21 protein-coding genes are annotated in these 25,658 nt (G+C 70.4%); 9 read left to right on the forward strand and 12 right to left on the reverse strand.

Annotation, left to right across the window (positions count from 1 at the left end; all coding sequences use genetic code 11):
* Positions 1-46: 46 nt before the first annotated feature.
* Entirely contained in the window at positions 47-3,589 is a 3,543-nt protein-coding gene (gene dnaE / locus ACGFML_RS28005; RefSeq protein ID WP_393548261.1) for a DNA polymerase III subunit alpha, read from the reverse strand.
* A gap of 281 nt (positions 3,590-3,870) precedes the next feature.
* Here dnaE and ACGFML_RS28010 point away from each other — a divergent pair, with 281 nt between their 5' ends.
* From ACGFML_RS28010 to ACGFML_RS28035, 6 genes are all read left to right on the forward strand, one after another.
* Positions 3,871-5,214, forward strand: a complete 1,344-nt coding sequence (locus ACGFML_RS28010; RefSeq protein ID WP_393548263.1) for a DUF2252 domain-containing protein — start codon at positions 3,871-3,873, stop codon at positions 5,212-5,214.
* Positions 5,215-5,330: 116 nt separating this feature from the next.
* Entirely contained in the window at positions 5,331-5,990 is a 660-nt protein-coding gene (locus ACGFML_RS28015; RefSeq protein ID WP_393548265.1) for a hypothetical protein, read from the forward strand.
* Positions 5,991-6,073: 83 nt separating this feature from the next.
* Positions 6,074-6,940 (forward strand): thioredoxin domain-containing protein, encoded by an 867-nt coding sequence (locus ACGFML_RS28020; protein WP_393548267.1) that lies wholly within the window; start codon positions 6,074-6,076, stop codon positions 6,938-6,940.
* 91 nt (positions 6,941-7,031) lie between these two features.
* Positions 7,032-7,691, forward strand: coding sequence for a hypothetical protein (locus tag ACGFML_RS28025; RefSeq protein ID WP_393548269.1), 660 nt, complete (start codon positions 7,032-7,034; stop codon positions 7,689-7,691).
* A 41-nt stretch (positions 7,692-7,732) separates the two neighbouring features.
* Positions 7,733-8,656, forward strand: a complete 924-nt coding sequence (locus ACGFML_RS28030) for a thioredoxin domain-containing protein (RefSeq protein ID WP_393548271.1) — start codon at positions 7,733-7,735, stop codon at positions 8,654-8,656.
* Between the two features lie 99 nt (positions 8,657-8,755).
* Positions 8,756-10,399: an alkaline phosphatase D family protein gene (locus tag ACGFML_RS28035; RefSeq protein ID WP_393548273.1), complete on the forward strand. Its 1,644-nt coding sequence runs from the start codon at positions 8,756-8,758 to the stop codon at positions 10,397-10,399.
* 18 nt (positions 10,400-10,417) lie between these two features.
* Here the strand turns inward: ACGFML_RS28035 and ACGFML_RS28040 are convergent, their stop codons facing one another.
* A complete protein-coding gene (locus ACGFML_RS28040; protein WP_393548275.1) occupies positions 10,418-11,023 on the reverse strand; it encodes a dienelactone hydrolase family protein in 606 nt (201 codons plus the stop codon).
* Between the two features lie 110 nt (positions 11,024-11,133).
* Between ACGFML_RS28040 and ACGFML_RS28045 the strand changes: the two genes are divergently transcribed.
* Positions 11,134-12,210 (forward strand): mechanosensitive ion channel family protein, encoded by a 1,077-nt coding sequence (locus ACGFML_RS28045; protein ID WP_393548439.1) that lies wholly within the window; start codon positions 11,134-11,136, stop codon positions 12,208-12,210.
* A gap of 3 nt (positions 12,211-12,213) precedes the next feature.
* Here the strand turns inward: ACGFML_RS28045 and ACGFML_RS28050 are convergent, their stop codons facing one another.
* From ACGFML_RS28050 to ACGFML_RS28065, 4 genes are all read right to left on the reverse strand, one after another.
* On the reverse strand, positions 12,214-13,809 hold the full coding sequence (locus tag ACGFML_RS28050) for a Na+/H+ antiporter (protein ID WP_393548277.1): 1,596 nt from the start codon (positions 13,807-13,809) through the stop codon (positions 12,214-12,216).
* A gap of 85 nt (positions 13,810-13,894) precedes the next feature.
* Complete coding sequence (locus ACGFML_RS28055; RefSeq protein ID WP_393548279.1) at positions 13,895-14,836, reverse strand: RluA family pseudouridine synthase; 942 nt, start codon at positions 14,834-14,836, stop codon at positions 13,895-13,897.
* Between the two features lie 80 nt (positions 14,837-14,916).
* On the reverse strand, positions 14,917-15,525 hold the full coding sequence (gene lspA / locus ACGFML_RS28060; protein WP_393548281.1) for a signal peptidase II: 609 nt from the start codon (positions 15,523-15,525) through the stop codon (positions 14,917-14,919).
* Between the two features lie 123 nt (positions 15,526-15,648).
* Positions 15,649-16,107, reverse strand: a complete 459-nt coding sequence (locus ACGFML_RS28065) for a TraR/DksA family transcriptional regulator (protein ID WP_393548282.1) — start codon at positions 16,105-16,107, stop codon at positions 15,649-15,651.
* Here ACGFML_RS28065 and ACGFML_RS28070 point away from each other — a divergent pair.
* Complete coding sequence (locus ACGFML_RS28070; protein ID WP_393548284.1) at positions 16,085-16,534, forward strand: hypothetical protein; 450 nt, start codon at positions 16,085-16,087, stop codon at positions 16,532-16,534. The genes ACGFML_RS28065 and ACGFML_RS28070 overlap by 23 nt on opposite strands.
* Positions 16,535-17,073: 539 nt before the next feature.
* Positions 17,074-20,211, forward strand: a complete 3,138-nt coding sequence (gene ileS / locus ACGFML_RS28075; protein ID WP_393548286.1) for an isoleucine--tRNA ligase — start codon at positions 17,074-17,076, stop codon at positions 20,209-20,211.
* Positions 20,212-20,477: 266 nt separating this feature from the next.
* On the opposite strand, the gene ACGFML_RS28080 is transcribed toward ileS, so the two are convergent.
* From ACGFML_RS28080 to ftsZ, 6 genes are all read right to left on the reverse strand, one after another.
* Positions 20,478-21,590: a DivIVA domain-containing protein gene (locus ACGFML_RS28080; protein ID WP_393548288.1), complete on the reverse strand. Its 1,113-nt coding sequence runs from the start codon at positions 21,588-21,590 to the stop codon at positions 20,478-20,480.
* Positions 21,591-21,639: 49 nt separating this feature from the next.
* Positions 21,640-21,930, reverse strand: coding sequence for a YggT family protein (locus tag ACGFML_RS28085; protein WP_046928503.1), 291 nt, complete (start codon positions 21,928-21,930; stop codon positions 21,640-21,642).
* 68 nt (positions 21,931-21,998) lie between these two features.
* Positions 21,999-22,619 carry a cell division protein SepF gene (locus ACGFML_RS28090; RefSeq protein ID WP_393548291.1) on the reverse strand — a complete coding sequence of 207 codons (621 nt, stop codon included), beginning with the start codon at positions 22,617-22,619 and terminating at the stop codon, positions 21,999-22,001.
* A gap of 122 nt (positions 22,620-22,741) precedes the next feature.
* Positions 22,742-23,476, reverse strand: a complete 735-nt coding sequence (locus ACGFML_RS28095) for a YggS family pyridoxal phosphate-dependent enzyme (RefSeq protein WP_393548293.1) — start codon at positions 23,474-23,476, stop codon at positions 22,742-22,744.
* Entirely contained in the window at positions 23,469-24,200 is a 732-nt protein-coding gene (pgeF, locus tag ACGFML_RS28100) for a peptidoglycan editing factor PgeF (RefSeq protein WP_393548295.1), read from the reverse strand. The genes ACGFML_RS28095 and pgeF overlap by 8 nt, the downstream gene beginning before the upstream one ends.
* Positions 24,201-24,213: 13 nt before the next feature.
* Positions 24,214-25,446 (reverse strand): cell division protein FtsZ, encoded by a 1,233-nt coding sequence (gene ftsZ / locus ACGFML_RS28105; protein WP_393548297.1) that lies wholly within the window; start codon positions 25,444-25,446, stop codon positions 24,214-24,216.
* Between the last annotated feature and the right edge of the window lie 212 nt (positions 25,447-25,658).

Raw genomic sequence — 25,658 nt, forward strand, 5'->3', positions numbered from 1 at the left:
AGGGGCGCGCCCGGCGGCGCGCCCCTCGTACGGGTGTCGTGGGCCGTCAGCCCGCCAGGCAGGCCGGGCCGAGCAGGACCTTCAGATCACCGAACAGGGACGGGTCGGGCGTGACGCGGTGCCGGTCCAACCGCAGCACGGTCGTCTTCCGAGCGCCCTGGAGCTTGATCCGCACCTCTGTGGAACCACGGTGGCTGCTCAGCACCTCGCCGAGCTTCTCGACCATCGGCGGGGTGACCTTGACCGTCGGGATGGTGATCGTCACCGGGGCGTTGGTGCCCGCCTCGGAGAGGTCGGGGACCAGCATCTCCATGGCGACCAGGCGGGGGACGTCCTCGCGCTTGTCGAGGCGGCCCTTGACGAACACCACGGTGTCCTCGACGAGTTGGGTGGACACCAGCTGGTAGGTGGCGGGGAAGAACATGCAGTCGATGGAGCCGGCCAGGTCCTCGACGGTGGCGATGGCCCAGGCGTTGCCCTGCTTGGTCATCTTGCGCTGGAGGCCGGAGATGATGCCGCCGATGGTGACGATGGAGCCGTCGGAGTAGTCGCCGCCGGTCAGCTGGGCGATGGCCGCGTCGGCCTTGTCGCTCAGCACGTGCTCCAGGCCGAAGAGGGGGTGGTCGGAGACGTAGAGCCCGAGCATCTCGCGCTCCTGGGCGAGCAGGTAGGTCTTGTCCCACTCGATGTCGGAGAACTCCACGTCCAGCCCGAAGCCGGGGCCCTCGTCCGTGGCGGCGTCGCCCATCCCGCCGAACAGGTCGAACTGCCCCTCGGCCTCCTTGCGCTTGACCTGCACGACGTTGTCGATCATCGGCTCGTACTGCGCGGTCAGGCCCTTGCGGGTGTGGCCCATCTCGTCGAACGCGCCCGCCTTGATCAGCGATTCCGTGGTGCGCTTGTTGCAGACGACCGCCTCGACCTTGTCGAGGTAGTCGGGGAAGGAGGAGTACTTCCCCTTGGTCTTGCGGGAGCGGATGATCGCGTCGACGACGTTCTGGCCGACGTTGCGGACGGCGGTGAGTCCGAAGAGGATCACGTCGTCGCCCTGGGCCGCGAAGTTCGCCTCGGACTCGTTGACGTTCGGCGGCAGCACCTTGATGCCCATGCGGCGGCACTCGTTCAGATAGACCGCCGACTTGTCCTTGTCGTCGCGCACCGAGGTGAGCAGCGCCGACATGTACTCGGCGGGGTAGTTCGCCTTGAGGTAGGCGGTCCAGTAGGTGACCAGACCGTACGCGGAGGAGTGCGCCTTGTTGAAGGCGTAGCCGGCGAACGGGACCAGCACGTCCCACAGGGCCTGGATGGCCTGGTCGGAGAAGCCCTTCTTCTTCGCGCCCTCCTGGAAGAGGACGAAGTTCTTCGCCAGCTCCTCGGGCTTCTTCTTGCCCATGACGCGGCGGAGGATGTCGGCCTCGCCGAGGGAGTACCCGGCGATGATCTGGGCGGCCTTCTGCACCTGCTCCTGGTAGACGATCAGGCCGTGGGTCAGGCCGAGCGTCTCCTTCAGGGGCTCTTCGAGCTCCGGGTGGATCGGGGTGATCTCCTGGCGGCCGTTCTTGCGCTCCGCGTAGTTGATGTGGGAGTTCATGCCCATCGGACCCGGCCGGTAGAGAGCCGAGACGGCGGAAATGTCCTCGAAGTTGTCGGGCTGCATCTGGCGCAGCAGCGAACGCATCGGGCCGCCGTCGAACTGGAAGACGCCGAGCGTGTCACCGCGGCAGAGCAGTTCGAACGTCTTGGGGTCGTCCAGCGGAACAGAGAGCATCTCCAGCTCGATGCCCTTGTTCTTCTTCACCATCTTGACGGCGTCGTCCATGATGGTGAGGTTGCGCAGGCCCAGGAAGTCCATCTTGAGCAGGCCGAGCGACTCGCACTGGGGGTAGTCCCACTGCGTGATGGTCACGCCGTCCGTGTGCCGCGTCCAGAGCGGGGCGTGGTCGACGATGGGCTCGCTGGACATGATCACGCCGGCCGCGTGCACGCCCATCTGCCGGACCAGGCCCTCGACGCCCTTGGCGGTGTCGATGACCTTCTTCACGTCCGGTTCGTTCTCGTACATCCCCCGGATCTCGCCCGCCTCGCTGTAGCGCGGGTGCTTGGAGTCGGTGATGCCGGAGAGGTCGATGCCCTTGCCCAGGACGTCGGCGGGCATGGCCTTGGTGAGGCGGTCGCCCATGGCGTAGGGGTAGCCCAGTACGCGCGCGGAGTCCTTGATGGCGTTCTTGGCCTTGATCTTGCCGTAGGTGCCGATCATGGCGACCTTGTCGGCGCCGTACTTCTCCGTGACATACCGGATGACCTCGACGCGCCTGCGCTCGTCGAAGTCGATGTCGACATCGGGCATGGACACGCGCTCGGGGTTGAGGAACCGCTCGAAGATCAGCCCGTGCGTGATCGGGTCGAGGTCGGTGATGCCCATGGCGTACGCCACGATCGAACCGGCCGCGGAGCCTCGGCCGGGGCCGACGGCGATGCCGTTGTTCTTGGCCCACATGATGAAGTCGGCGACGACGAGGAAGTAGCCGGGGAACCCCATCTGGATGATGACGTCCATCTCGTACTCGGCCTGCTTCTGGCGGTCCTCGGGGACGCCGCCCGGGTAGCGGCGGTCCATGCCGACCCGGACCTCCTCCTGGAACCAGGTGACCTCGGTGAAGCCCTCGGGGATGTCGAACTTCGGCATCAGGTCGCGCTTCTCGAACATCCCGGCGGTGTCGATCTGCTCGGCGACCAGGAGGGTGTTGGCGCAGCCCTCCTGCCAGGCGTCCGAGGAGTCGATGGCGTACATCTCCTCGGTGGACTTGAGGTAGTAGCCGGTGCCGTCGAAGCGGAAGCGGTCGGGATCGGAGAGGTTCTTGCCGGTCTGGATGCACAGCAGGGCGTCGTGGGCGACGGACTCGTGCGCATAGGTGTAGTGCGAGTCGTTGGTCACCAGCGGCGGGATGCCCAGCTTCTTGCCGACCTCCAGCAGGCCGTCGCGGACCCGACGCTCGATCTCGATGCCGTGGTCCATCAGCTCCAGGAAATACCGGTCCTTGCCGAAGATGTCCTGGTACTCGGAGGCCGCCTTCACCGCCTCGTCGAACTGTCCGAGGCGCAGCCGGGTCTGGAGCTCACCCGAGGGGCAGCCGGTGGAGGCGATCAGCCCGTCCGACCACTGGGAGATGGTCTCCTTGTCCATCCGCGGCCACTTCTGCAGCCATCCCTCGGCATAGGCGTCCGAGGACAGCCGGAAGAGGTTGTGCAGACCCGTCTTGTTCGCCGCCCAGATCGTCTTGTGCGTATAACCACCCGAACCGGACACGTCGTCGCGCTTCTGGTGCGGCTGGCCCCACTGGATCTTGCGTTTGTTGCGCCGCGACTCCGGCGCCACATACGCCTCGATCCCGATGATCGGCGTCACACCCGCCTTCTGCGCCGAGTGGAAGAAGTCGTACGCACCGTGCAGATTCCCGTGGTCGGACATCGCGATGTGCGTCATGCCCATCTCGTTCGCCGCCTTGAACATGTCCGACAGCCGCGCCGCGCCGTCCAGAAGCGAGTACTGGGTGTGGACGTGCAGGTGCGTGAAGGGCGGCTTGGTCACGGCGCAGGACCTCCGGGGGCGGTGGGCGACAGGTGGGTGGGACGGTGTCGAAGTCTACGACTCGGCGCCGACATCCAGCGGGCCGCGCGGCGCGCAGCGGGACGACGCGCGGTGGCGGCCGAGCACCCGGGCGGACGGGCTCCCGGGGGATCCCCGCGGGGCACTCACGAGTAGCCTCGCCCGTTGTCAGTGGCAGATCCACGACGATCCGTCGCGATCACGTCGCGAAGTGGTTCTGCCATGGCACCATCCCCTCTCCCGGCCCCAGGAGGCACCCAGCGATGTCGTCCCAGCACGCCCCGGCACCGAACGCCGCGCAGCGCGGCCAGGAAATCCTCGCCGTCTTCGACACCGCCTTCGGCGAGCTCCTCGCCGCCGACCCCGCCGCCTTCCGCGTCAAGTTCCGGAAGATGGCGGCCTCGGCCTTCGCCTTCTATCGGGGCACGGCGTGCCTGTTCTACCGGGACCTGGAGGACGGCAGGGACCAGGGCCCCTATCTGGACGAGCGGACCGGCCGGGTGTGGATCCACGGAGATCTGCACGCCGAGAACTTCGGCACCTACATGGATGCCACCGGGCGGCTGATCTTCAACGTCAACGACTTCGACGAGGCGTACGTCGCGCCCTTCACCTGGGACCTCAAACGGTTCGCCGCCTCGGTCGCGCTGATCGGCTACGCCAAGGCGCTCAGCGACGAGCAGATCAGCGACCTGGTGCGCACCTACGCCGCCGCCTACCGCGAGCGTATCCACGCGCTGGCCTCCGGGGCGAAGAACGCCGACAAGGAAGAGCTGCCGCCCTTCACCCTGGACACCGCCGAGGGCCCGCTGCTGGACGCGCTGCGCGACGCCCGCTCGCTGACCCGGTTCGGGCTGCTGGAGTCGATGACGGAGATCCGCGAGTTCGAGCGCCGGTTCTCGGCGGGCAGCGGCAGCGTCGAGCTGGACGCGGCGACCCGCTACAAGGTGCTGGCCGCCTTCGACGGCTATCTGGAGACGCTGCCCGACTCCAGCCTGACCCGCCCCGACTCCTACCGGGTCAAGGACGTCGTCGGCCGCCGCGGCATCGGCATCGGCTCGGCCGGGCTGCCCTCGTACAACATCCTTCTCGAGGGCAACAGCGACGCCCTGGAGAACGACGTGGTGATCTACATGAAGCAGGCGCAGACCCCGGCGGTCTCCCGGCACATCACCGACCCGTCGGTCCGCGGCTACTTCCAGCACGAGGGCCACCGCACGGTCATCTCCCAGCGCGCCCTTCAGGACCACGCCGACCCGTGGCTGGGCTGGACCGAGCTGGACGGCGCGGGCCAGCTGGTCGCCGAGATCTCGCCGTACGCGGTCGACCTGGACTGGTCGGACATCGACGACCCGGAGGAGATCGCCGCCGTGGTGGCCGACCTCGGCCGGGCGACGGCCACGATGCACGGTGCCGCGGACGACGAGAGCGGCCACTCCCTGGTGCCGTTCTCCACCGAGCGCGCCATCGACGCCGCCATCGCCGCCGACGAGGACGGTTTCGCCCAGCTCCTGGTGGACTTCGCGCACTCCTACGGGGCGCGCGCCCGCGCCGACCACCAGATCTTCGTGGATCTCTTCCGGAACGGGCAGATTCCCGGCCTGTAGGGACGTGGCCGCTCTCCCGCGTTGTCTCCCGCGTTGTCTGAGAGATTCCTGAGATTCCTGTCGGGTGACACTCCTCTCGGACACGCCCCGGCGGGTCCCATGGCACACTCGCAGCAATGGACCTCTCGGCGGCACACCTGCGGGCACTGCGCGCGGCGCTCTTCACGGCGCTGTGCGTGACGCTGTCCTCGGCGTCCCATGTGCTGCTGTCCCACATGCCGCTGCCGCTGACCACCGTCGCCGCGCTCGGCGTCGCCGTCTACGCGCTCGCCTACGCGCTGGCCGGCCGGGAGCGCGGCTACTGGCGGATCGCCGCGCTGCTGCTCCCCCTGGAGCTGGCCGCCGACACGGTCTTCAGCGTCGGCCAGCACACCTGTTACGGCGAGGGCGGCGGCCCGGTGACCGGGCCGCTGCGCTCGCTGGGAGTGGATCTGCTCTGCGGCGGCGGAGCCGTCGGCGCCCCCCTCGTACGACTCCCCCAGGACGCCGCGGCGCCCGCCGCGCCCTGGCTGCTGCTGCTCGCGGCGCATCTGCTGACCGGCCTGCTGGCGGCGGCCTGGCTGCGCCGCGGCGAGGCCGCGCTGACCCAGCTGCTCGGCGCGGTGGGCGGCTTCGCCTTCCGCCCGCTGCTGATCGCCGTCGCGGTCATCGGCGCGCCGGCCGCCCCCGGCCGCCGGGCGCCCGCCCCCGTGCGGCCCGGCCCGCCCGCCCGCGCCGTCCCTCTGCTCGTGCACAGCGTCGTACGCCGTGGACCGCCCTGCGCGCTCGCTGCCTGAGGCCGGGCCCGCACCGCATGCGGGCGGCCCCGACAGCACCGTACGCATCCCCTTTCCACGGATTTCCACGGAGCGAAACAGTCATGAGCAATCGCAACAGTCAGGCCAACAAGCAGGCAGCCCGTGACCGGCTGCGCGCCGAGCGTGAGCGGCAGGCGAAGAAGGAGCGGGTACGCCGGCAGCTGGTGGTCGGCGGCGCGGTCGTCGGTGTGCTGGCGGTGGCCGGCGGGATCGGACTCGCGGTCGCCAACTCCGGCGGCGGCGACAGCGGCGGGGGCGGCGCCACCGCCGCCGCGGGCGGCGACAAGGTGTGGGCGAAGGCCGCCAAGGCCAAGCTCGTCGAGCCCGCCAACACCTCCGGCGAGAAGGGCACCACCATCGTCGTCGGCAAGCCCGACGCCAAGAACACCCTCAACCTCTTCGAGGACGCGCGCTGCCCCGGCTGCGCCTCCTTCGAGCAGACCATCGGCGCGACCGTCGAGAAGGACATCAAGGACGGCAAGTACAAGGCGTCCTACCACCTGGGCACCTTCCTCGACGGCAACCTCAAGGGCACCGGCTCCAAGAACGCGCTGAGCGCGCTGGGCGCCGCCCTCGACGTCAGCCCGGACGCCTTCCTGAAGTACAAGTACGCGCTGTACTCGAAGGAGTTCCACCCGGACGAGACCGGTCCGGACAAGTTCGCCGACGACAGCTACCTGATCAAGGTCGCCGACACCATCCCGGCGCTCAAGGGCAACGCGGCCTTCCAGAAGAACGTCAAGGGCGGCACCTACGACCGGTGGGCGCTCGAGATGTCCGACGCGTTCAACTCGAACAAGGACGTCACCAGCACCCCGACCATCAAGCTGAACGGCACGGTGCTGGGCACGGACACCCCGCAGGGCAAGGCCGCACCCTCCACGGTGGCGGACTTCAACTCCCAGGTGGACAAGGCACTCAAGCACTGAGGCCGGCGGTATCGGCCGGCGTGCGCGGTGCGCGCCGGCCGATGCCAAATCTTGACCCGGGCTTCTGCCGTGCGCATGGCAGACTCCCGGCATGCAGGGGAGGGGATTTCGGGCGGTACGGGCGACGGTGTTCACCGCGCTGTGCGTCCTGCTCTCGGCCACCTCCCATGTCCTGCTCTCCCGCGCCCCGTTGCCGCCCCTCCCCCTGGCCGCGGTGTGCGCCGGAGTCTTCGCGGCGGCGTACGCCCTCACCGGCCGGAAGCGCACCTACGGGGCGGTCGCGTCGCTGCTGGTGCCGCTGGAACTGACCGCCGACACCGTCTTCACCACCGGGCAGCACGCCTGTTACGGACGGGCCGGCGGCCCGGTCGCCGGCCCGCTGCACTCGGTCGGCGTCGATCTGCTGTGCCGGACCGGCGGCCGGGGCGCCGCCCTCCCGCACGGCACGGACGCCCTGGCCGTCGCCCCGACGCCGCCCGCGGCCCCCTGGCTGCTGCTCGCCGCCCACCTCGCCGTCGGACTGCTCGCCGCCGCCTGGCTGCACCGCTGGGACGCCGCGCTGGACCAGTTGCTGCGCGCGGTCGCGGCCGGCGCATGCCGGCCGCTGCGCCGGGCCGCCGCGGTGGCCACCGCCCTGCCGGCCCCGCCCCGCCGCCGCGTGCGGCCGGCTCACCCGCTGCCGCCGCCGGGCCCGCTCCCCTTCCTCGTGCACTGCGTACTGCGCCGCGGCCCTCCGCCCGCCGCCGCCTGAGTTCCGTACGAGCCATCCACCCCGAGGAACGGGAACCCCCCATGAGCAATCGCAACAGCCAGGCCGGCAAGACGGCGGCCCGCGAGCGGATCCGCGCCGAACGCGAGCGGCAGAAGAAGCAGGAGAAGACGCGGCGTCAGCTCGTCGTGAGCGCCTCGGTGGTGGGCGTGCTGGTGGTCGCCGCCGGTATCGGCTTCGGCATCATGAAGCTGACCGAGCCCACCGGCTGGGACGCCGCGGCGGAGGCGAAGGCCGTGACGCCGGCCCACACCCAGGGCAAGAACGGCACCGAGATCCTCATAGGCGACCCCAAGGCCGAGCAGACCCTGGAGGTCTTCGAGGACATCCGCTGCCCGGCGTGTGCCGGGTTCGAGCAGAGCACCGGCCCGGAGCTGCTCAAGGACATCAAGGAGGGCCGCTTCAAGGTCCGGTTCACGATGTACTCGTTCATCGACGGCCTGGGAGGCGGCGAGGGTTCGAAGAACGCGCTGAGCGCGCTGGGCGCCGCCCTCGACGTCAGCCCGGACGCCTTCTTGAAGTACAAGACGGCGTTGTACTCGGCGAAGAACCACCCCGATGAGCGGGACGACGTCTACGCCAAGGACTCCGCGCTGCTCAAGGTGGCCGCCGAGGTGCCGGAGCTCAAGAACAACAAGGCGTTCGAGCAGGCGGTCAAGAAGGGCACCTACGACCGCTGGACGATGGACATGACCGCGCTGTTCGGCCGCAAGGGCGTCAAGGGCACCCCGACCTTCATGCACGGCGACAAGAAGCTGGTCATGGACAAGATCCCGCAGCAGCAGATGACGCAGGCGCAGTACAACCAGCTCTCGCTGGCCAACTTCAAGAAGATGATCGACAAGGAGTTCGGCCCGGCGAAGGGGACGGACCAGGGCAAGGGCACCGGCAAGGACGGCGGCCAGGGCATCCGGAAGGGCGAGAAGGACCCGACGGCGGGGCGCTGAAGGCCGCAACCGGGCAGCAAGGGAACGGGTGGGCGAATTTCCGGGTTTCCCGGGCAACGCCCTCCCGCTCCCCCCTACCGGCCAGTAAGGTGATCGGCCGTGACCGATCATGCCCCCCTCTCACGCCGCTCCGCCGTCACGGCCGCAGCCGCCACCGCCGCCCTGCTTCCGCTGGCCGGCGCCACCGCCGCACACGCCCAGGACCCCGCCGACGGGCGCCGGTTCTTCCAGCACGGCGTCGCCTCCGGCGACCCGCTCCCCGACGGCGTCCTGCTGTGGACCCGAGTGACCCCGGCCACCGGGGCCACCCCCGGCTCCGGCCTCGGCCCCGCCACCAAGGTGGCCTGGCAGGTGGCCACGGACCGGAACTTCGGCGAGGTGGTGGCGCACGGCAGCGTGACCGCCACCGCCGCCGCCGACCACACCGTCAAGGCGGACGTGCGGGGCCTGCGCCCGGCCACCCGCTACTACTACCGCTTCGCCGTCGACGGACAGCACTCCCCCGTCGGCCGCACCCGCACCGCGCCCACCCGGGACGCGGCCCCCGGCAACGTCCGCTTCGGCGCGGTCTCCTGCGCCAACTGGGAGTCCGGCTACTTCTCGCCGTACCGGCACCTCGCCGCCCGCGCCGACCTGGACGCGGTGCTGCACCTCGGCGACTACCTCTACGAGTACAAGTCCGGCGAGTACCCGGACTTCAAGCACGTCGTGCGTCCGCACTCCCCCGCCCACGAGCTGCTCACACTCGCCGACTACCGCATCCGGCACGGCGTCCACAAGACCGACCCGGACGCGCTGGCCATGCACGCCACCCACCCGGTCATCGCCATCTGGGACGACCACGAGTTCGCCGACAACGCCTGGAAGGGCGGCGCGGTCAACCACACCCCGGACACCGAGGGCCCCTGGGCCGCGCGGATGGCCGCGGCGAAGCAGGCGTACTTCGAGTGGATGCCGGTACGGCCCTCCACCGCCGGTACCACCTACCGCAGGCTGCGCTTCGGCAACCTCGCCGATCTCCACCTGCTGGACCTGCGGTCGTTCCGCGACGAGCAGGCCCCGGTGGGCAGCGGCGCGGTCGACGACCCCGGCCGCACGATCACCGGCCGGGCCCAACTGGACTGGCTCAAGGCGGGACTCGAGCGCTCGGACACCGCCTGGCGCCTGGTCGGCACCTCGGTGATGATCTCGCAGGTGGCGTTCGGCTCCATACCCGCGCACCTGCTCGGACCGCTCGCCGACATCCTCGGCGTCCCCAAGGAGGGCCTGGCGATCAACACCGACCAGTGGGACGGCTACACCGACGACCGGCGCGAGCTGCTGGCCCACCTCAGCGACCGCGGCATCGACAACACCGTCTTCCTGACCGGCGACATCCATATGGCCTGGGCCAACGACGTGCCGCGGGAGGCGGCGACCTACCCCCACACCCGGCCGGTGGCGACGGAGTTCGTGGTCACCTCCGTCACCTCCGACAACGTCGACGACATCCTGCACGTCGCCCCGCACACCATCTCGCTGGCCGGGGTCGCCGCCATCCGCGCCGCCAACCGCCACGTGAAGTGGCTGGACATGGACTCGCACGGCTACGGCGTCCTCGACGTCAGCGCCGAGCGCACCCAGATGGACTACTTCGGCGTCTCCGACAAGGCCGACCCGAACGCCACCAGCACGCTGCTGCGTTCGTACTGCACCCGTACCGGCACCCAGCAGCTCGAGAAGGCGGCGGGGCCGGTGGCGTAACCCTCGGCGGGCGGCGGCTCAGAGTTCGGCCAGGAACCCCAGCGCCACCTTCCAGGTGCTCTCCGCCGCCTCCTCGTCGTAGTCCGGCAGGGCGGAGTCGGTGTAGAGGTGGCCGGCGCCGGCGTAGCGGAAGATCTCGACGTCCGCGCCGGCCCGGCGCATCTGGAGGTACCAGGCGTTCAGCCAGTCGTGCGGCTCGTACGGGTCCGGGTCGGCCACATGCAGCTGCACCGGCAGATCGTCGGCGACGGCACCCTCGGCGATGTCGGAGGTGCCGTGCAGGAGGAGCAGCCCGCGGGTCCTCTCGTCGGCCAGCGCGAGGTTCTGCGCGACCGAGCCGCCGAAGGAGAACCCGGCGTAGACCAGGCCGCGGTCGGAGTACGGTGCCGCCGCCGTCACCGCCCGCCGCAGCAGCTCCTCCTTGCCGATCTCGTCCTTGACGACGATGCCGTCCGCCACCGAGTCCGCGGTCCGGCCGTCGAACAGATCGGGGACGATCACCTCATGGCCCGCGGCCCGCAGCCGGTCCGCGGCGGCGTGCACCGCGGGGCGCAGCCCGCACACCGAATGAAACAGCACAATCGTCGAAGACCCGCTGGTCGCGGACTCGCTGGGCTCGGGCATTGACATCACTTCCCTGGGTCGGATCGCTCTGCCCCATCGTGCCAGCTACGGTCGACAGACCCGCAACGAGCACACCGCACCACACGACAGCAAGGAGGAGGCCCGTGTCCCTGGAGGACGTGCTGCGCCCGATCGTCGTCATCGGCGGCTCGATCGTGGTCACGCTCATCCTGGTCTGGCTCGCCGACCGGACGCTGCGCCGCATCGACGCCGTACACCCCGAGACCCCCCTGTGGGGGCTGTTGCGCCGCTGCCGCATACCGGCCCAAGTGGTGCTGTGCGCGGCGATGTTGCGCGGGTCGTACGACGAGGCGGGGCTCGAGATCGTCGACGACCACGCCGCGGGCATCGGGCAGGCGCTCACCCTCGTGCTGATCGCGGCCACCGCCTGGCTGCTCGTCCGGGCCGCGCGGGCCATCGTCGAGTCCTCGTACACCCGCTACGCGGCGAGCGGACGGGACGCGGCCCGGGTACGGCGGGTGCGAACCCAGGTGACGCTGATCCAGCGGGTGGTGACGGCCTCGGTGATCACCGTCGCCGCCGCCGCGATGCTGCTCACCTTCCCGGAGATGCGGGCGGTCGGCACCTCCGTGCTGGCGTCGGCCGGGCTGGTGGGCATCGTCGCCGGTATCGCCGCCCAGTCCACGCTGGGCAATCTCTTCGCCGGCCTGCAGATCGCCTTCGGCGACATGGTGCGCATCGGCGACACCGTCGTGGTGGACGGCGAATGGGGCACCGTCGAGGAGATCACGCTGACCTTCCTGACCGTACGGACCTGGGACGAGCGGCGGATCACCATGCCGGTCTCGTACTTCACCGGCAAGCCGTTCGAGAACTGGTCGCGCGGCGGCTCCCAGATGACCGGCACGGTCCTCTTCCATCTCGACCACTCCGCGCCGGTGGAGAAGATGCGGCAGCGGCTGCACGAGATCCTGCAGGAGTGCGAGGACTGGGACGGCCGGTCCTGGAGCCTGGTGGTCACCGACACCACACCCTCCACGATGGTGGTGCGGGCCCTGGTGACCGCCCGCGACGCGGACACCATCTGGGCGGTGCGCTGCCAGGTCCGGGAGCGGATGATCGAGTGGCTGCGGGCCGAGCACGCCTACGCGCTGCCGCGGATCACCACCGCGCCCGCCCCCTCCGGCCGCCGGGAGCTGCGCGCGGACGGCGACGCGGCGGGCTGAGGGCTACGGCACGCCCCGCAGGCTGCGCACGTCCAGATGGCGCAGCACCCGGTCGACGATCTCGGGGTCCGCACCCGGCTCGCTGCGGGCCGCCAGCACCTCGTGCCGGGCGGCGGAGAGCATCTCGCCCTGGATGCGCTGCACCTTCTTCATCCGGGTGATCCGCTTGTCGAACAGCTCCCGCCGCTCGTCGTCGACGATGTCCGGGGCGATCCGGGCGCCGATGTCGTAGGCGCGGCGCGCGAGCTGGTCGCTGACCTCCTCGGGCAGCTCCTCGACCTCCAGGATCTCCTTCAGCCGCCGCTTGGACGCCTTGATCACCCGGATCGCCAGCTCGCGCTCCAGCGCGTCCTCGACGTCGGCGTCCGCCCGCACCCGCAGCTTGCGCACCAGCCAGGGCAGCGTCAGCCCCTGGACGAGCAGGGTGGCGAGTACCACCGCGAAGGCGATGAAGAGGATTTCGTCGCGGGCCGGGAACGCACCGCCGCCGTCGACGGTGTACGGAATGGCCAGCGCCAGCGCCACGGACGCCACCCCGCGCATCCCCGACCACCACATGATCAGGGTCTCCCGCCAGCTCATCGGGATCTGCTCGTCGTAGTCGCGGAGCTTGTGCATCCGCTTGGCGAGCCAGGCGGCGGGCAGCAGCCACAGCAGCCGGACGGCGACGACCACCGCCACGACCGCGGCCCCGGCGGCCAACAGCTCGCCCCACCGCTGGGACGCGGCCCCGAAGATGTTGTGCAGCTCCAGGCCGATCAGGCCGAACGCCACGCCGGTGACGAGGGTGTCGACGACCTCCCAGAAGGTGTAGCCGGCGAGACGGCCCAGCACGTCGTCGGCGTCGACCGCGTACTCGGCGAGGAAGAGCGCGGCGGTCAGCACGGCGAGCACACCGGAACCGTGGAAGTCCTCGGCCAGGACGTAGGCCACGAACGGCACCAGCAGCGTCAGACCGATCTGCAGCGTCGGGTCACCGAGCAGCCCCATCAGCTTGTTGGTGACCCAGCCGAGCAGCAGGCCGACCGCTATGGCGACCACCGCGGAGAGCACCAGCGAACCGACCGCGGAGGGCACCGAGAAGGTGCCGCTGACCGCCGCGGCGAGCGCGACGTGGTAGAGCACGATCGCGGTGACGTCGTTGAACAGCCCCTCGCCCTCCAGGATGGAGACCATCCGGCGGGGCAGCCCGAGCCTGCCGGCCACGGCGGTCGCGGCCACCGGGTCGGGCGGGGCGACCAGCGCGCCGAGCACCACTGCGGCGGCGATCGGCATACCGGGCACCACCGCCTGCGCGACCGCGGCGACGGCGGCCGTGCTGGCGAAGACCAGCGCGACGGCCAGCAGGAAGATCGGCCGCAGGTTGGCGGTGAACTGCCGCCAGGAGGTGCGCTGCACCGCGGCGTAGAGCAGCGGGGGCAGCACCAGCGGCAGGATGAACTCGGGCGGCACCTCGACGTTGGGCACGAACGGCAGCAGCGCCAGCACCGCCCCGGCGAGGGTCATCAGCACCGGTGAGGGCAGCCCCAGCCGGTCCCCGACCGGCACCATCACCACGGCTCCGAGCAGCAGGACGAACATCAGAGCCAGCTGGTCCACGGTGGCTACGCTCCGGGGTGGGGGGTGATCACTTCCGCCCCCAGCCTGCCATGCGGCCGGCCGAAACCGCCCCTTGGCCGCGTGGTCAGGAGCTCTCGTCGCGCACGGTGTCCAGCGCGCGCTGCAGGTCGTCGGGGTACGCGCTCTCGAACTCGACCCAGCGGCCGTCGGAGGGGTGCTCGAATCCCAGCCGCATGGCGTGCAGCCACTGGCGGGTGAGGCCGAGTCGCTTGGCGAGCGTGGGGTCGGCGCCGTAGGTGAGGTCGCCGACGCAGGGGTGGCGGTGGGCGGACATGTGCACCCGGATCTGGTGGGTGCGGCCGGTCTCCAGCTTGATGTCCAGCAGGCTGGCCGCCCGGAACGCCTCGATCAGGTCGTAGTGCGTGACCGACGCCTTGCCCTCGGCGACGACCGCCCACTTGTAGTCGTGCTGCGGGTGCCGGCCGATGGGGGCGTCGATGGTGCCGCTCATCGGGTCCGGGTGGCCCTGGACCAGGGCGTGGTAGCGCTTGTCGACCGTACGCTCGCGGAACTGCTGCTTGAGCAGGGTGTAGGCGCGCTCCGACTTGGCGACCACCATCAGGCCGGAGGTGCCGACGTCGAGACGGTGCACGATGCCCTGGCGCTCGGCGGCGCCGGAGGTGGAGATGCGGTAGCCGGCCGCGGCCAGGCCGCCGATGACCGTCGTGCCGGTCCAGCCGGGGCTGGGGTGCGCGGCGACGCCGACGGGCTTGACGATCACGACGATGTCGTCGTCGTCGTGCACGATCTCCATGCCCTCGACCGGCTCGGCGACGATCTCCACGGGCGCTGCGGCCTGCGGCATCTCGACCTCCAGCCAGGCACCGCCGGACACCCGCTCGGACTTCATCACCTCGGAGCCGTCGACCCGGACCTTTCCGGCCGCGGCGAGCTCGGCCGCCTTCGTACGGGAAAAGCCGAACATGCGGGCCAGCGCGGCGTCGACGCGCTCGCCCTCCAGGCCGTCCGGTACGGGCAGGGTGCGGATCTCGGGAACGGTGCTCACCCCACGAGTATGGCAGTCCCGGCACGGTGCCCGGCCCGGGGCGGTGGTGCCCCGGCTCCGGGCCCGGAGGACGGGGTCCGTCAGTCCTTGTGGACCGTGCCGTCCGGGTCCACGCCCCGGAAGGACAGGAGGACGATCAGGATGCCGCCGCAGACGATGCCGGAGTCGGCGAGGTTGAAGACCGCGAAGTGCGCGGGGGCGATGAAGTCGATCACCGCGCCCTCGAAGACCCCCGGGGAGCGGAAGACGCGGTCGGTGAGGTTGCCGAAGGCGCCGCCGAGCAGCAGGCCGAGCGCGATGGCCCAGGGCAGGCTGTAGAGCTTGCGGGCGATCCGGGCGATCACCACGATCACGGCCGCCGCGATGATCGTGAGGAAGATCGTCAGCGCCTGGCCCATGCTGAACGCGGCCCCGCGGTTGCGGATCACACTGAACTGCAGCAGCGTCCCGACGATCTCGATCGGCGCGTGGTGCTCCAGCTTGGCCACGACCAGGAGCTTGCTGCCCAGGTCCAGCGCGTAGACCACGGCGGCGACCAGCAGCAGCGCGGGGATGCGCCGTTTGCCACGGCCCGCCTTCTGCTCCGGCTCCGGCTCCACCGGCTGCCCCCCTTCGGAACCCTTCTGGGGATCCGCTGCGGAATCCGTCCCGGATCCCGGCGTACTGGTGATGCGTTCCGCCTCTGCCACGTGTGAGTCCTCAGCCCGTTCGAGTCAGCCGTCAGGCCACGCCTGACGGGTCTCGAGCGTACGGCACACACGTACGGTCGTGGGGGGTACGGGGGGCCGCCCACAACGGATTCCGGCGTGCCGTCAGACCCGCCGCTCCTGCTTCTGCTTGCACTCCACACACAGCGTCGCGCGCGGGAAGGCCTGCATCCGCGCCTTGCCGATCGCCTTGCCGCAGTTCTCGCACAGGCCGTAGGTGCCCGCGTCCAGTCTGCCGAGCGCCCGTTCGGTCTGCTGGAGCATCTCGCGGGCGTTGGAGGCCAGCGCCAGCTCGTGCTCGCGGGTGATGTTCTTGCTGCCGGTGTCGGCCTCGTCGTCGCCCGCACCGTCACCGGAGTCCCGCATCAGCCCGGCGATGGCGTCCTCGGACGCGACGATCTCGGCGCGCAGCCGACCCACCTCCTCCATCAGGTCGGCCCTCGCCTCGTCCACCTCCTGCGGGGTCCAGGGGTCCTCGCCCGGCCGTACGGCGAGCTCGCCGGGGGCCGCGGCCGGCCGGCCCGGGAGCACCGCGCTGTCCGTGGCGGGCGCCGCAGCGGCCACCGTCTTCTTCGCCGCCACAGTGGGGGCTCCCGTCTTCTCCGCGGGCACCGCGGCATGCGCGGCCGCGGCCGTCTTCGCCGTCGTCTTCGTTGTCTTCGTTGTCTTCGCCGTCTTCTTCGCCGCCTTCTTCGACGCCGCCCCGGTGGCCGCCGCCTTCCCGGCCGCCTTCTCGGCCGTCGCCTTCCTGGCCACCGTTCGCTTCGCGGCCTTCTTCTTCGCGGCCGTCTTCTTCGCGGCCGTCTTCTTCGCGGCCGTCTTCTTCGCGGCCGTCTTCTTCGCGGCCGTTTCGCCGGCGGCGGTCTTCGCGGCAGTCCGCTGCGCTGCGGACTGCTTCGCGACAGCCTCATCGGCCTCTTCGGCAGGCGTCGAGCTCGTCTGCGGGGCGGTCTTTTTCGCCACCATGGCCGCGACCCCTTCACGTATGTGAGCTTGTGCGCGAATCGTGACGGGAACGATAAATCCCCACGCGGCACGCGGCAACGGGACGCACCGCCGGATGGGCCCGCCCGCCCCGCCCCGGTACCCGTCCCGCCCCGATTGCGCCCGCCGACCGCGCCCCGCCATTCGGGTCACCGCGGCCGGGCCGGTCGCCACCGCCGGAGCGGCCGCCGCCCTCCGCCACCTGGAAAACCGGTCGGCCGTCACCGGCGCGGGCCCGTACACTGGGCCCAGCGAGAGGCATTGATGGGACGAGTAGCGTCGTACGCAGCCAGCAGCGATCCGGGGACGGTGCGAGCCCGGGGGCGTGCGCGACGTGAAGATCACCCCGGAGTCGCCGGAAGAAAGTCTTGGACAGTGGGTTCCGCCCACGGGCCCGCGGGCCGCCCAGGGCGAGTAGAACCGGCAGCGCGACCCCAATGAGGGGGCGGTGCCAGCGGCGCCGCCAAGGAGGGTGGTACCGCGGGAGCCAGGGCTCTCGTCCCTCCGGACGGAGAACGCAGCAGGTGTCCGCCGGAGGAAAACCCGATGAGTGAGCAGCCCCAGTACCGCCAGGTACCCGCCCAGGTAGACCTCCCCGCCCTCGAGCACGCCGTGCTCGAGTTCTGGCAGGAGCAGAAGGTCTTCTCCCGCACCCTCCAGCAGTCCGAGGGCCGGCCGGAGTGGGTCTTCTACGAGGGTCCGCCGACCGCCAACGGCATGCCCGGCGCCCACCACATCGAGGCGCGCGTCTTCAAGGACGTCTTCCCCCGGTTCCGCACGATGCAGGGCTACCACGTCGACCGCAAGGCCGGCTGGGACTGCCACGGCCTCCCGGTCGAGCTGGCTGTGGAGAAGGAGCTGGGCTTCAACGGCAAGAAGGACATCGAGGCGTACGGCATCGCCGAGTTCAACGCCAAGTGCCGCGAGTCGGTGACCCGGCACACCGACGCCTTCGCCGAGCTCACGACCCGCATGGGCTACTGGACCGACCTCGACGCCCCGTACCGCACGATGGACCCCGACTACATCGAGTCGGTGTGGTGGTCGCTGAAGGAGATCTTCAACAAGGGCCTGCTGGTCCAGGACCACCGCGTCGCCCCCTGGTGCCCGCGCTGCGGCACCGGCCTGTCCGACCACGAGCTGGCCCAGGGCTACGAGACCGTGGTCGACCCTTCGGTCTACGTCCGCCTCCCGCTCACCTCCGGCCCGCTCGCGGGCGAGGCCGCGCTGCTGATCTGGACCACCACGCCCTGGACCCTGGTCTCCAACACCGCGGCCGCCGCGCATCCCGACGTCCGCTACGTCGTCGCCACCGACGGCACGGAGAAGCTCGTCGTCGCCGAGCCGCTGCTGGAGAAGGCCCTGGGCGAGGGCTGGGAGGCCACCGGCCAGTCCTTCACCGGCCGTGAGATGGAGCGCTGGTCCTACGAGCGCCCGTTCTCCCTCGTCGAGCTGGAGGGCGCCAACTTCGTCGTCAACGCCGAGTACGTCACCACCGAAGACGGCACCGGCCTCGTCCACCAGGCCCCCGCCTTCGGTGAGGACGACCTCAAGACCTGCAAGGCGTACGGCCTCCCGGTCGTCAACCCCGTCCGCGCCGACGGCACCTTCGAGGAGGAGCTGGCGCTCGTCGGCGGCCAGTTCTTCAAGAAGGCCGACGCGGCCCTCGTCGAGGACCTCTCCGCGCGCGGGCTCCTCTTCCGCCACGTCGCGTACGAGCACAGCTACCCGCACTGCTGGCGCTGCCACACCGCGCTGCTCTACTACGCCCAGCCGTCCTGGTACATCCGCACCACCGCCGTCAAGGACGCCCTGCTCCGCGAGAACGAAAACACCAACTGGTACCCGGAGTCGGTCAAGCACGGCCGGTTCGGTGACTGGCTCAACAACAACATCGACTGGGCGCTGTCCCGCAACCGCTACTGGGGCACGCCGCTGCCGATCTGGCGCTGCGAGGACGACCACCTCACCTGCGTCGGCTCGCTGACCGAGCTCACCGAGCTGACCGGCACCGACCAGTCGTCGCTGGACCCGCACCGCCCGTTCATCGACGAGATCACCTTCCCCTGCCCGACCTGCCAGGGCACCGCGACCCGCGTCCCCGAGGTCATCGACGCCTGGTACGACTCGGGCTCGATGCCGTTCGCGCAGTGGGGCTACCCCTACCGCAACAAGGAGCTCTTCGAGAAGCGCTACCCGGCGCAGTTCATCTCGGAGGCCATCGACCAGACCCGCGGCTGGTTCTACACCCTGATGGCCGTCGGCACGCTCGTCTTCGACAAGTCGAGTTACGAGAACGTCGTCTGCCTGGGCCACATCCTCGCCGAGGACGGCCGCAAGATGTCCAAGCACCTGGGCAACATCCTCCAGCCGATCCCACTGATGGACCAGCACGGCGCCGACGCCGTCCGCTGGTTCATGGCGGCCGGCGGCTCCCCCTGGTCGGCCCGCCGGGTGGGCCACGGCACCATCCAGGAGGTCGTCCGCAAGACCCTCCTGACCTACTGGAACACCGTCGCGTTCCAGGCTCTGTACGCCCGCACCACCGGATGGGCACCGAGCGCCACCGACCCGGCGCCCGCCGACCGCCCGCTCCTGGACCGCTGGCTGCTCGGCGAGCTGAACACCCTGGTCGACGGCGTCACCCAGGCCCTGGAGGCGTACGACACCCAGCGCGCCGGCAAGCTGCTGTCGTCCTTCGTCGACGACCTGTCCAACTGGTACGTCCGCCGCTCCCGCCGCCGCTTCTGGCAGGGCGACGCGGCCGCGCTGCGCACCCTGCACGAAGTCATCGAAACGGTCACCCGGCTGATGGCCCCGCTCACCCCGTTCATCACCGAGCGGGTCTGGCAGGACCTGGTCGTCCCGGTCGGCCCGGACGCCCCGGAATCCGTCCACCTCTCCTCCTGGCCGGTCGCCGACAGGTCCGCCATCGACCCGACCCTCTCCGCGCAGATGCTGCTGGTCCGCCGGCTGGTCGAGCTGGGCCGCGCGACCCGCGCCGAGTCCGGCGTCAAGACCCGCCAGCCGCTCTCCCGCGCGCTGGTGGGCGCGGCCGGCTTCGGTGACCTCTCCGACGACCTGCGCACCCAGATCGCCGAGGAACTCAACGTCTCCTCCCTGGCCTCCCTCTCGGAGGTGGGCGGCTCCCTGGTCGACACCACCGCCAAGGCGAACTTCCGGGCGCTGGGCAAGCGCTTCGGCAAGGGCGTCCAGGCTGTCGCCAAGGCCGTGGCGGCGGCCGATGCCGCGGCCCTCTCGCTCGCCCTGCGGGACGGCACGGCGAGCGTCGAGGTCGACGGCGAGACGGTCGCCCTCGCCCCCGACGAGGTCATCATCACCGAGACGCCCCGCGAGGGCTGGTCGGTGGCCTCCGACTCGGGCGCGACCGTCGCTCTCGACCTGGAGATCACCCCGGAGCTGCGTCGGGCGGGCCTGGCCCGTGACGCCATCCGACTGATCCAGGAGGCCCGTAAGAACAGCGGCCTGGATGTCGCCGACCGGATCGCCCTGCGCTGGTCCGCCACCGACGAGGACGTCCGCACGGCCCTGACCGACCACGCCGCGCTGATCTCCGACGAGGTCCTCGCCACGGACTACGCCCAGGGTGCCCCGGACGGCGACCACGGCCCGGCCTTCACGGACGAGAGCCTGGGTCTGACGTTCCACCTGCGCAAGGCGTAACAGCCACCGCAAGCCCGTACGACGAAGCCCCCGGCACTCACCCGCCGGGGGCTTCGTCATGGGCGGGCCGCGCTCTCTCCCCCGGGGCGCGGTCGGGACTCCACCGCTCCAGCAGCGCACCGGCGGCGCCCCGCGCACCGGCGGCGCTCCGCGCACCGGCCGCTCCGGGCCCCGCACCCGCACCCGCACGGCAAAGGGCCGGGCCCCCGGGGAGGATCTCCCCGGGGGCCCGGCCCTGATTGCCGACTCTGCGCCCTACGCGGCCGTCAGTTGTCGTCCTCGTCGATGAGGAAGCCACGCATCGGCGACGGCGCCTGCTGCATCGGCTGCGGGCCCTGCGGCCTCACCGGTGCCATCGGCTGGGTCATCGCCGGCGACATCTGCTGCTGACCGCCGTAGGACGGACCGCCGCCGGAGCCGTTGCCCATCGAGTGGCCGCCGCCCATCGACTGGCCGCCACCCATCGTGTGGTTGCCGCCCATGGTGCCTGCACCGGCCGACGCCATCGACGGGGACGGCGGCAGCGAAGCGGCTGCGGGCGCCGGGGTCCGCGGCGGCGCCAGCGAGTCGTCGGCCTGGTTCTCCAGCTGACGCAGCTGGCTCTCCAGGTAGGACTTCAGGCGGGTGCGGTACTCGCGCTCGAAACCGCGCAGGTCCTCGACCTTGCGCTCCAGCGTGGCGCGGGCCGACTCCAGCGAGCCCATCGCTACGCGGTGCTTCTCCTGCGCGTCCCGCTCCAGCGCGTCGGCCTTGGCGCGGGCGTCCCGCTCCAGACCCTCGGCGCGGCTGCGCGCCTCACCGACGATCTTGTTGGCCTCGGAACGGGCCTCCGCGATCGCCTGGTCGGCAGTCTGCTGCGCCAGCGACAGCACGCGCGCCGCGCTGTCACCGCCGGGGCCGCCCTGCTGGCCGCCCTGCTGCAGCTGCTGCTGCTGCGGGCCGCCGAGCGGGCCACCCATCGGACCGTTGGGGCCCATCGGACCGGGGCCGTGCGGGCCCTGCGGGCCGTGGCCACCGGGGCCTGGGGGCAGCTGCGGTGCACCACCGGGCAGTTGGGGCGGGCCACCCATCCCCTGCTGCTGCTGCGGCGGGACCGGCTGCGGACCCGATATGGCGGCGGGCACAGGTGCCCCGCCTCGCTGCTGCTGCTCCTGCTGCTGGTCGGGTCCCTTGCGCAGGCCCTGCTGCTGCTGGTTCTGCGCGGCGGCGCGAGTGGCGGCGGCCAGCTTGGCGCGCAGGTCCTCGTTCTCCCGCAGCAGTCGGGTCAGTTCGGCTTCGACCTCATCGAGGAAGGCATCGACCTCGTCCTCGTCATAGCCTTCTCGGAGGCGGACGGTCGTGAACTGCTTGTTCCGCACGTCCTCGGGGGTCAACGGCATCTCTACTTCACCTCAACGTAGTCGTCGGCAATCGGCAAGACCGTATCGTTCACAACAACACCGACCTCACGACGGTGATCAGGATGTAGACGATGATCATCAATACGAAGAAGGACAGGTCGAGCGCCACGCCCCCGAGACGCAGCGGCGGAATGACCCGCCGCAGAAGCTTGAGTGGCGGATCGGTGACAGTGTAGGTGGCCTCCAGAACGACCACCATCGCCTTGCCGGGTTGCCATGAACGGGCGAACTGGAACACGTAGTCCATCACCAGCCGGAAAATCAACACGATCAGGAAGCAGTACAGCGCGATATAGATCACCTGACCAGCGACACTCATCTCGCGCGCCCCTCTCCCCTTTGATCCCGATTTGGCCCAGTAGGCCGTGGTGTGCCCCGTGTTGCGTCTCAGCTCTGGTTGAAGAACCCGCCCTCTGCGATACGAGCCTTGTCCTCCGCCGTGACATCGACGTTAGCAGGCGACAACAGGAACACCTTCTGCGTCACCCGTTCAATGCTGCCGTGCAGACCGAAGACAAGACCGGCCGCAAAGTCGACAAGTCGCTTCGCGTCGGTGTCGTCCATCTCCGTGAGATTCATGATCACCGGAGTGCCCTCACGGAAGTGTTCCCCGATGGTACGGGCTTCGTTGTAGGTCCGGGGGTGGAGCGTCGTGATGCGGTAAGGCTCCCGCTCGGACACAACCTTGGGCATGATCACCGGTGCGTTCTTCTCCAGATTGGGACGGTCGGGTGTGATGGATGCCACGGGGGCGATTCGGGCGGGTCGTCCGCTTTCCGCGGCGAGCGGGGCCGGCTCACGCTGCGCCGGAGGTGTCACGGCACGTACCGGTTCCTCCCGCTCCGGGCGTGTTTCCGCCTGTACTTGGTGCTGTTGACGACGCCCCCGATCCGGCTCCGGATCAAGCTCGGGCTCGAACTCGTCGTCGGGGTCGAAACCCCGGCCGTCGTACCCATCGTCCTCCACGAGGCCGAGGTAGACCGCCATCTTGCGCATCGCGCCGGCCATTCTCTGCGTCCTCCGCTCTGTGGTGGATCGGCTCCGTCACCGGGGGCCCTGGATCCACGCAGCCTCCCGCTTTCTGCGGGAATGACCATATTTTGTGCTGTGGTCCGACTTGCTTGGCGACGTTACCCGAGCCGTGGTCGGACTCCGAGTACCGCAGTGCCGACGCGCACATGTGTCGCCCCGGCCGCCACCGCGTCTTCGAGGTCCGCGCTCATACCCGCTGACACCATGTTGGCAGCAGGATGGTTGGCGCGCAGGTCGGTTGAGATTTCCATGAGCCGTTCGAATGCCGCACATGGGCGCCCGGCATACGGTCCGGTCAGCGGCGCGACGGTCATCACACCGTCCAGCCGCAGACCTTGGGCTCCGGCGATCGCGTCGGCGAGCATCGCGACGCCGTCCGGCGCCACTCCGCCACGGTCCCCCTGCTGACCTGACTCGGCGTCAAGTGCCACCTGGACCAGGCAGCCCAGCTCACGCTCGGCGCGCACCGCTTCTTTGGAGAGCGCGGTCACGAGCCTGGCCCGGTCGATCGACTGGACAAGTCCGGCATACCGGGCGACGGACCGCACCTTGTTCGTTTGCAATTGACCGACGAAGTGCCAAGTAAGGGACAGATCGGCACATTCGACTGCCTTCGGTGCCGCATCCTGATCGCGGTTTTCCGCGACATGCCGCACCCCCAGCTCTGCGAGCAGCCGGACATCGCTCGCGGGGTAGGTCTTGGTGACCACGATCAGGGTCACCTCGCCCCGTGGCCGGCCGACCGCGGCGCACGCGGTGGCGATACGGTCCTCCACCTGCGCCAGGTTGCCGGCCAGTTCGGTTCTACGGTCATCCGTCACGTGCTCAGCCATCCAGCCATACATAGCTCGCGAGCCGCCCCGTGGTGCGGTCCCGCCGATACGAGAAATGGTCCGCGGACTCGAGCGTGCAGATGTGGGGATCTTCACGGACCGGCACTCCTGCCGCGCCGAGTTGGGCCCGTACACCTGCGGTGACATCCACCGCGGGGGTGTCCCAGCCGGTCGTCGACCAGGTCTGCGGCACGATCGCCGCGACCTCGGCACGCATCGCCTCGGGCACTTCGTAGCAGCGCCCGCAGACCGCGGGCCCGGTGTACGCGATGATCCGGTCCGGCTCGGCGCCCAACTTCGTCATCGCCTCGACGGCCGCCGGCACGACCCCGGCGACCAGTCCCGGACGGCCGGCGTGTGCGGCCCCGGCGACCCGGGCGACCGGATCGGCGAGCAGCACCGGAGTGCAGTCCGCGGTCAGTACGGCGAGCGCGAGGCCCGGGCGGGCGGTCACCACCGCGTCGACACACGGGATGTCGTCGCCGCGCCAGGGCCCGTCGACCACCGCCACGTCCCGGCCGTGGACCTGGTTCATCCAGACCACCGCGCCCGGGTCGAGGCCGAGTTCCGCGGCCACGCGCTCCCGGTTCGTGCGAACCGACGACGGGTCGTCGCCGACCGCGCCGCCCAGATTGAGCTGATCGTACGGAGCGGCGCTCACTCCACCCCACCTGTCGGTGAAGGCGAAGTGCGCGCCGCTCTCGTGGTGCTGTTGCCCTATCACTTCGGTGCTTTGGTCACTTCAGGAAGTCGGGGACGTCGAGCTCCTCGGCCGAGCTGTCCGAGTAGGACGGCCGGGCCGGGGGCACCTGCGGGGAACCGGACGACGGCGTCGACGCCTCGCCCAGCGTCGAGGACTCGGCCGGAGCCGGCTCCTCGTCCCGTACCGGCACCGAACCCAGGCCGCCGAAGGACGACGGCCGCGGCTCCGGCGGGTTGGCCGGACGGCTCGGGGCCGCCGGAGCCGGCTCCTCGCGCTTGGGGGACGACAGCGTGGACTGCGCGTCGCGGCGGGCCGGCGGCTGACCGCCGTCGAAGCCCGCGGCGATGACCGTCACCCGCACCTCATCGCCCAGCGCGTCGTCGATGACCGCGCCGAAGATGATGTTGGCCTCCGGGTGCGCCGCCTCACTGACCAGCTGCGCGGCCTCGTTGATCTCGAAGAGGCCGAGGTCGGAGCCGCCGGAGATGGACAGCAGCACGCCGCGGGCGCCGTCGATGGACGCCTCCAGGAGCGGCGAGGAGATCGCCATCTCCGCGGCGGCCACCGCGCGGTCGTCGCCGCGCGCCGAGCCGATGCCCATCAGGGCCGAGCCGGCCTCGGACATCACGGACTTGACGTCGGCGAAGTCGAGGTTGATCAGGCCCGGGGTCGTGATCAGGTCCGTGATGCCCTGGACGCCCGACAGCAGCACCTGGTCCGCCGACTTGAACGCGTCGAGCACGCTCACCTGGCGGTCCGAGATGGACAGCAGCCGGTCGTTGGGGATCACGATGAGGGTGTCGACCTCTTCGCGCAGCTGGGCGATGCCGTCCTCGGCCTGGTTGGCACGCCGGCGGCCCTCGAAGGTGAACGGCCGGGTGACCACACCGATCGTCAGGGCACCCAACGTGCGCGCGATGTTGGCGACGACGGGCGCGCCGCCGGTGCCGGTGCCGCCGCCCTCACCCGCGGTCACGAAGACCATGTCGGCCCCCTTGAGGACCTCCTCGATCTCCTCGCGGTGGTCCTCGGCCGCCTTGCGACCCACATCCGGGTTTGCGCCCGCGCCGAGTCCGCGCGTCATTTCGCGACCGACGTCGAGCTTGACGTCGGCGTCGCTCATCAGGAGCGCTTGTGCATCGGTGTTGATCGCGATGAACTCGACGCCCTTGAGCCCGACCTCGATCATCCGGTTGATGGCGTTCACGCCACCGCCGCCGATGCCGACGACCTTGATGACTGCGAGGTAGTTCTGCGGTGCTGCCACGTCGAAGGCCTCTCGCCTCGAGTTACGTGTCGCCGCCTCACATACCGTGTGGACGCCGACTGATGCCGATGGGACGGTCCGTATCGCCGACCCGAACCCTAACGTTGAAGTTTAGGGTTACCTGTACCTGTGTTCCTTGGTTCCATAGTCCCTTTGGAACGAGACACTAAGTCGACAAGGCGCGCGCGTTCAACGAACACGCCGAACCTCCC

It is taken from the genome of Streptomyces sp. NPDC048650 (genome assembly GCF_043199095.1).
GTDB lineage: Bacteria > Actinomycetota > Actinomycetes > Streptomycetales > Streptomycetaceae > Streptomyces.

Bases quoted from the DNA above. Each gene is read 5' to 3' on its own strand.
- ACGFML_RS28020 (WP_393548267.1), top strand. From the start codon at position 6,074: ATGAGCAATCGCAACAGTCAGGCCAACAAGCAGGCAGCCCGTGACCGG.
- ACGFML_RS28030 (WP_393548271.1), top strand. From the start codon at position 7,733: ATGAGCAATCGCAACAGCCAGGCCGGCAAGACGGCGGCCCGCGAGCGG.
- ileS (WP_393548286.1), top strand. From the start codon at position 17,074: ATGAGTGAGCAGCCCCAGTACCGCCAGGTACCCGCCCAGGTAGACCTC.
- ACGFML_RS28085 (WP_046928503.1), bottom strand. From the start codon at position 21,930: ATGAGTGTCGCTGGTCAGGTGATCTATATCGCGCTGTACTGCTTCCTG.
- ACGFML_RS28095 (WP_393548293.1), bottom strand. From the start codon at position 23,476: ATGGCTGAGCACGTGACGGATGACCGTAGAACCGAACTGGCCGGCAAC.
- ACGFML_RS28040 (WP_393548275.1), bottom strand. From the start codon at position 11,023: ATGCCCGAGCCCAGCGAGTCCGCGACCAGCGGGTCTTCGACGATTGTG.
- ACGFML_RS28025 (WP_393548269.1), top strand. From the start codon at position 7,032: ATGCAGGGGAGGGGATTTCGGGCGGTACGGGCGACGGTGTTCACCGCG.
- ACGFML_RS28015 (WP_393548265.1), top strand. From the start codon at position 5,331: ATGGACCTCTCGGCGGCACACCTGCGGGCACTGCGCGCGGCGCTCTTC.
- ACGFML_RS28090 (WP_393548291.1), bottom strand. From the start codon at position 22,619: ATGGCCGGCGCGATGCGCAAGATGGCGGTCTACCTCGGCCTCGTGGAG.
- ACGFML_RS28080 (WP_393548288.1), bottom strand. From the start codon at position 21,590: ATGCCGTTGACCCCCGAGGACGTGCGGAACAAGCAGTTCACGACCGTC.
- ACGFML_RS28010 (WP_393548263.1), top strand. From the start codon at position 3,871: ATGTCGTCCCAGCACGCCCCGGCACCGAACGCCGCGCAGCGCGGCCAG.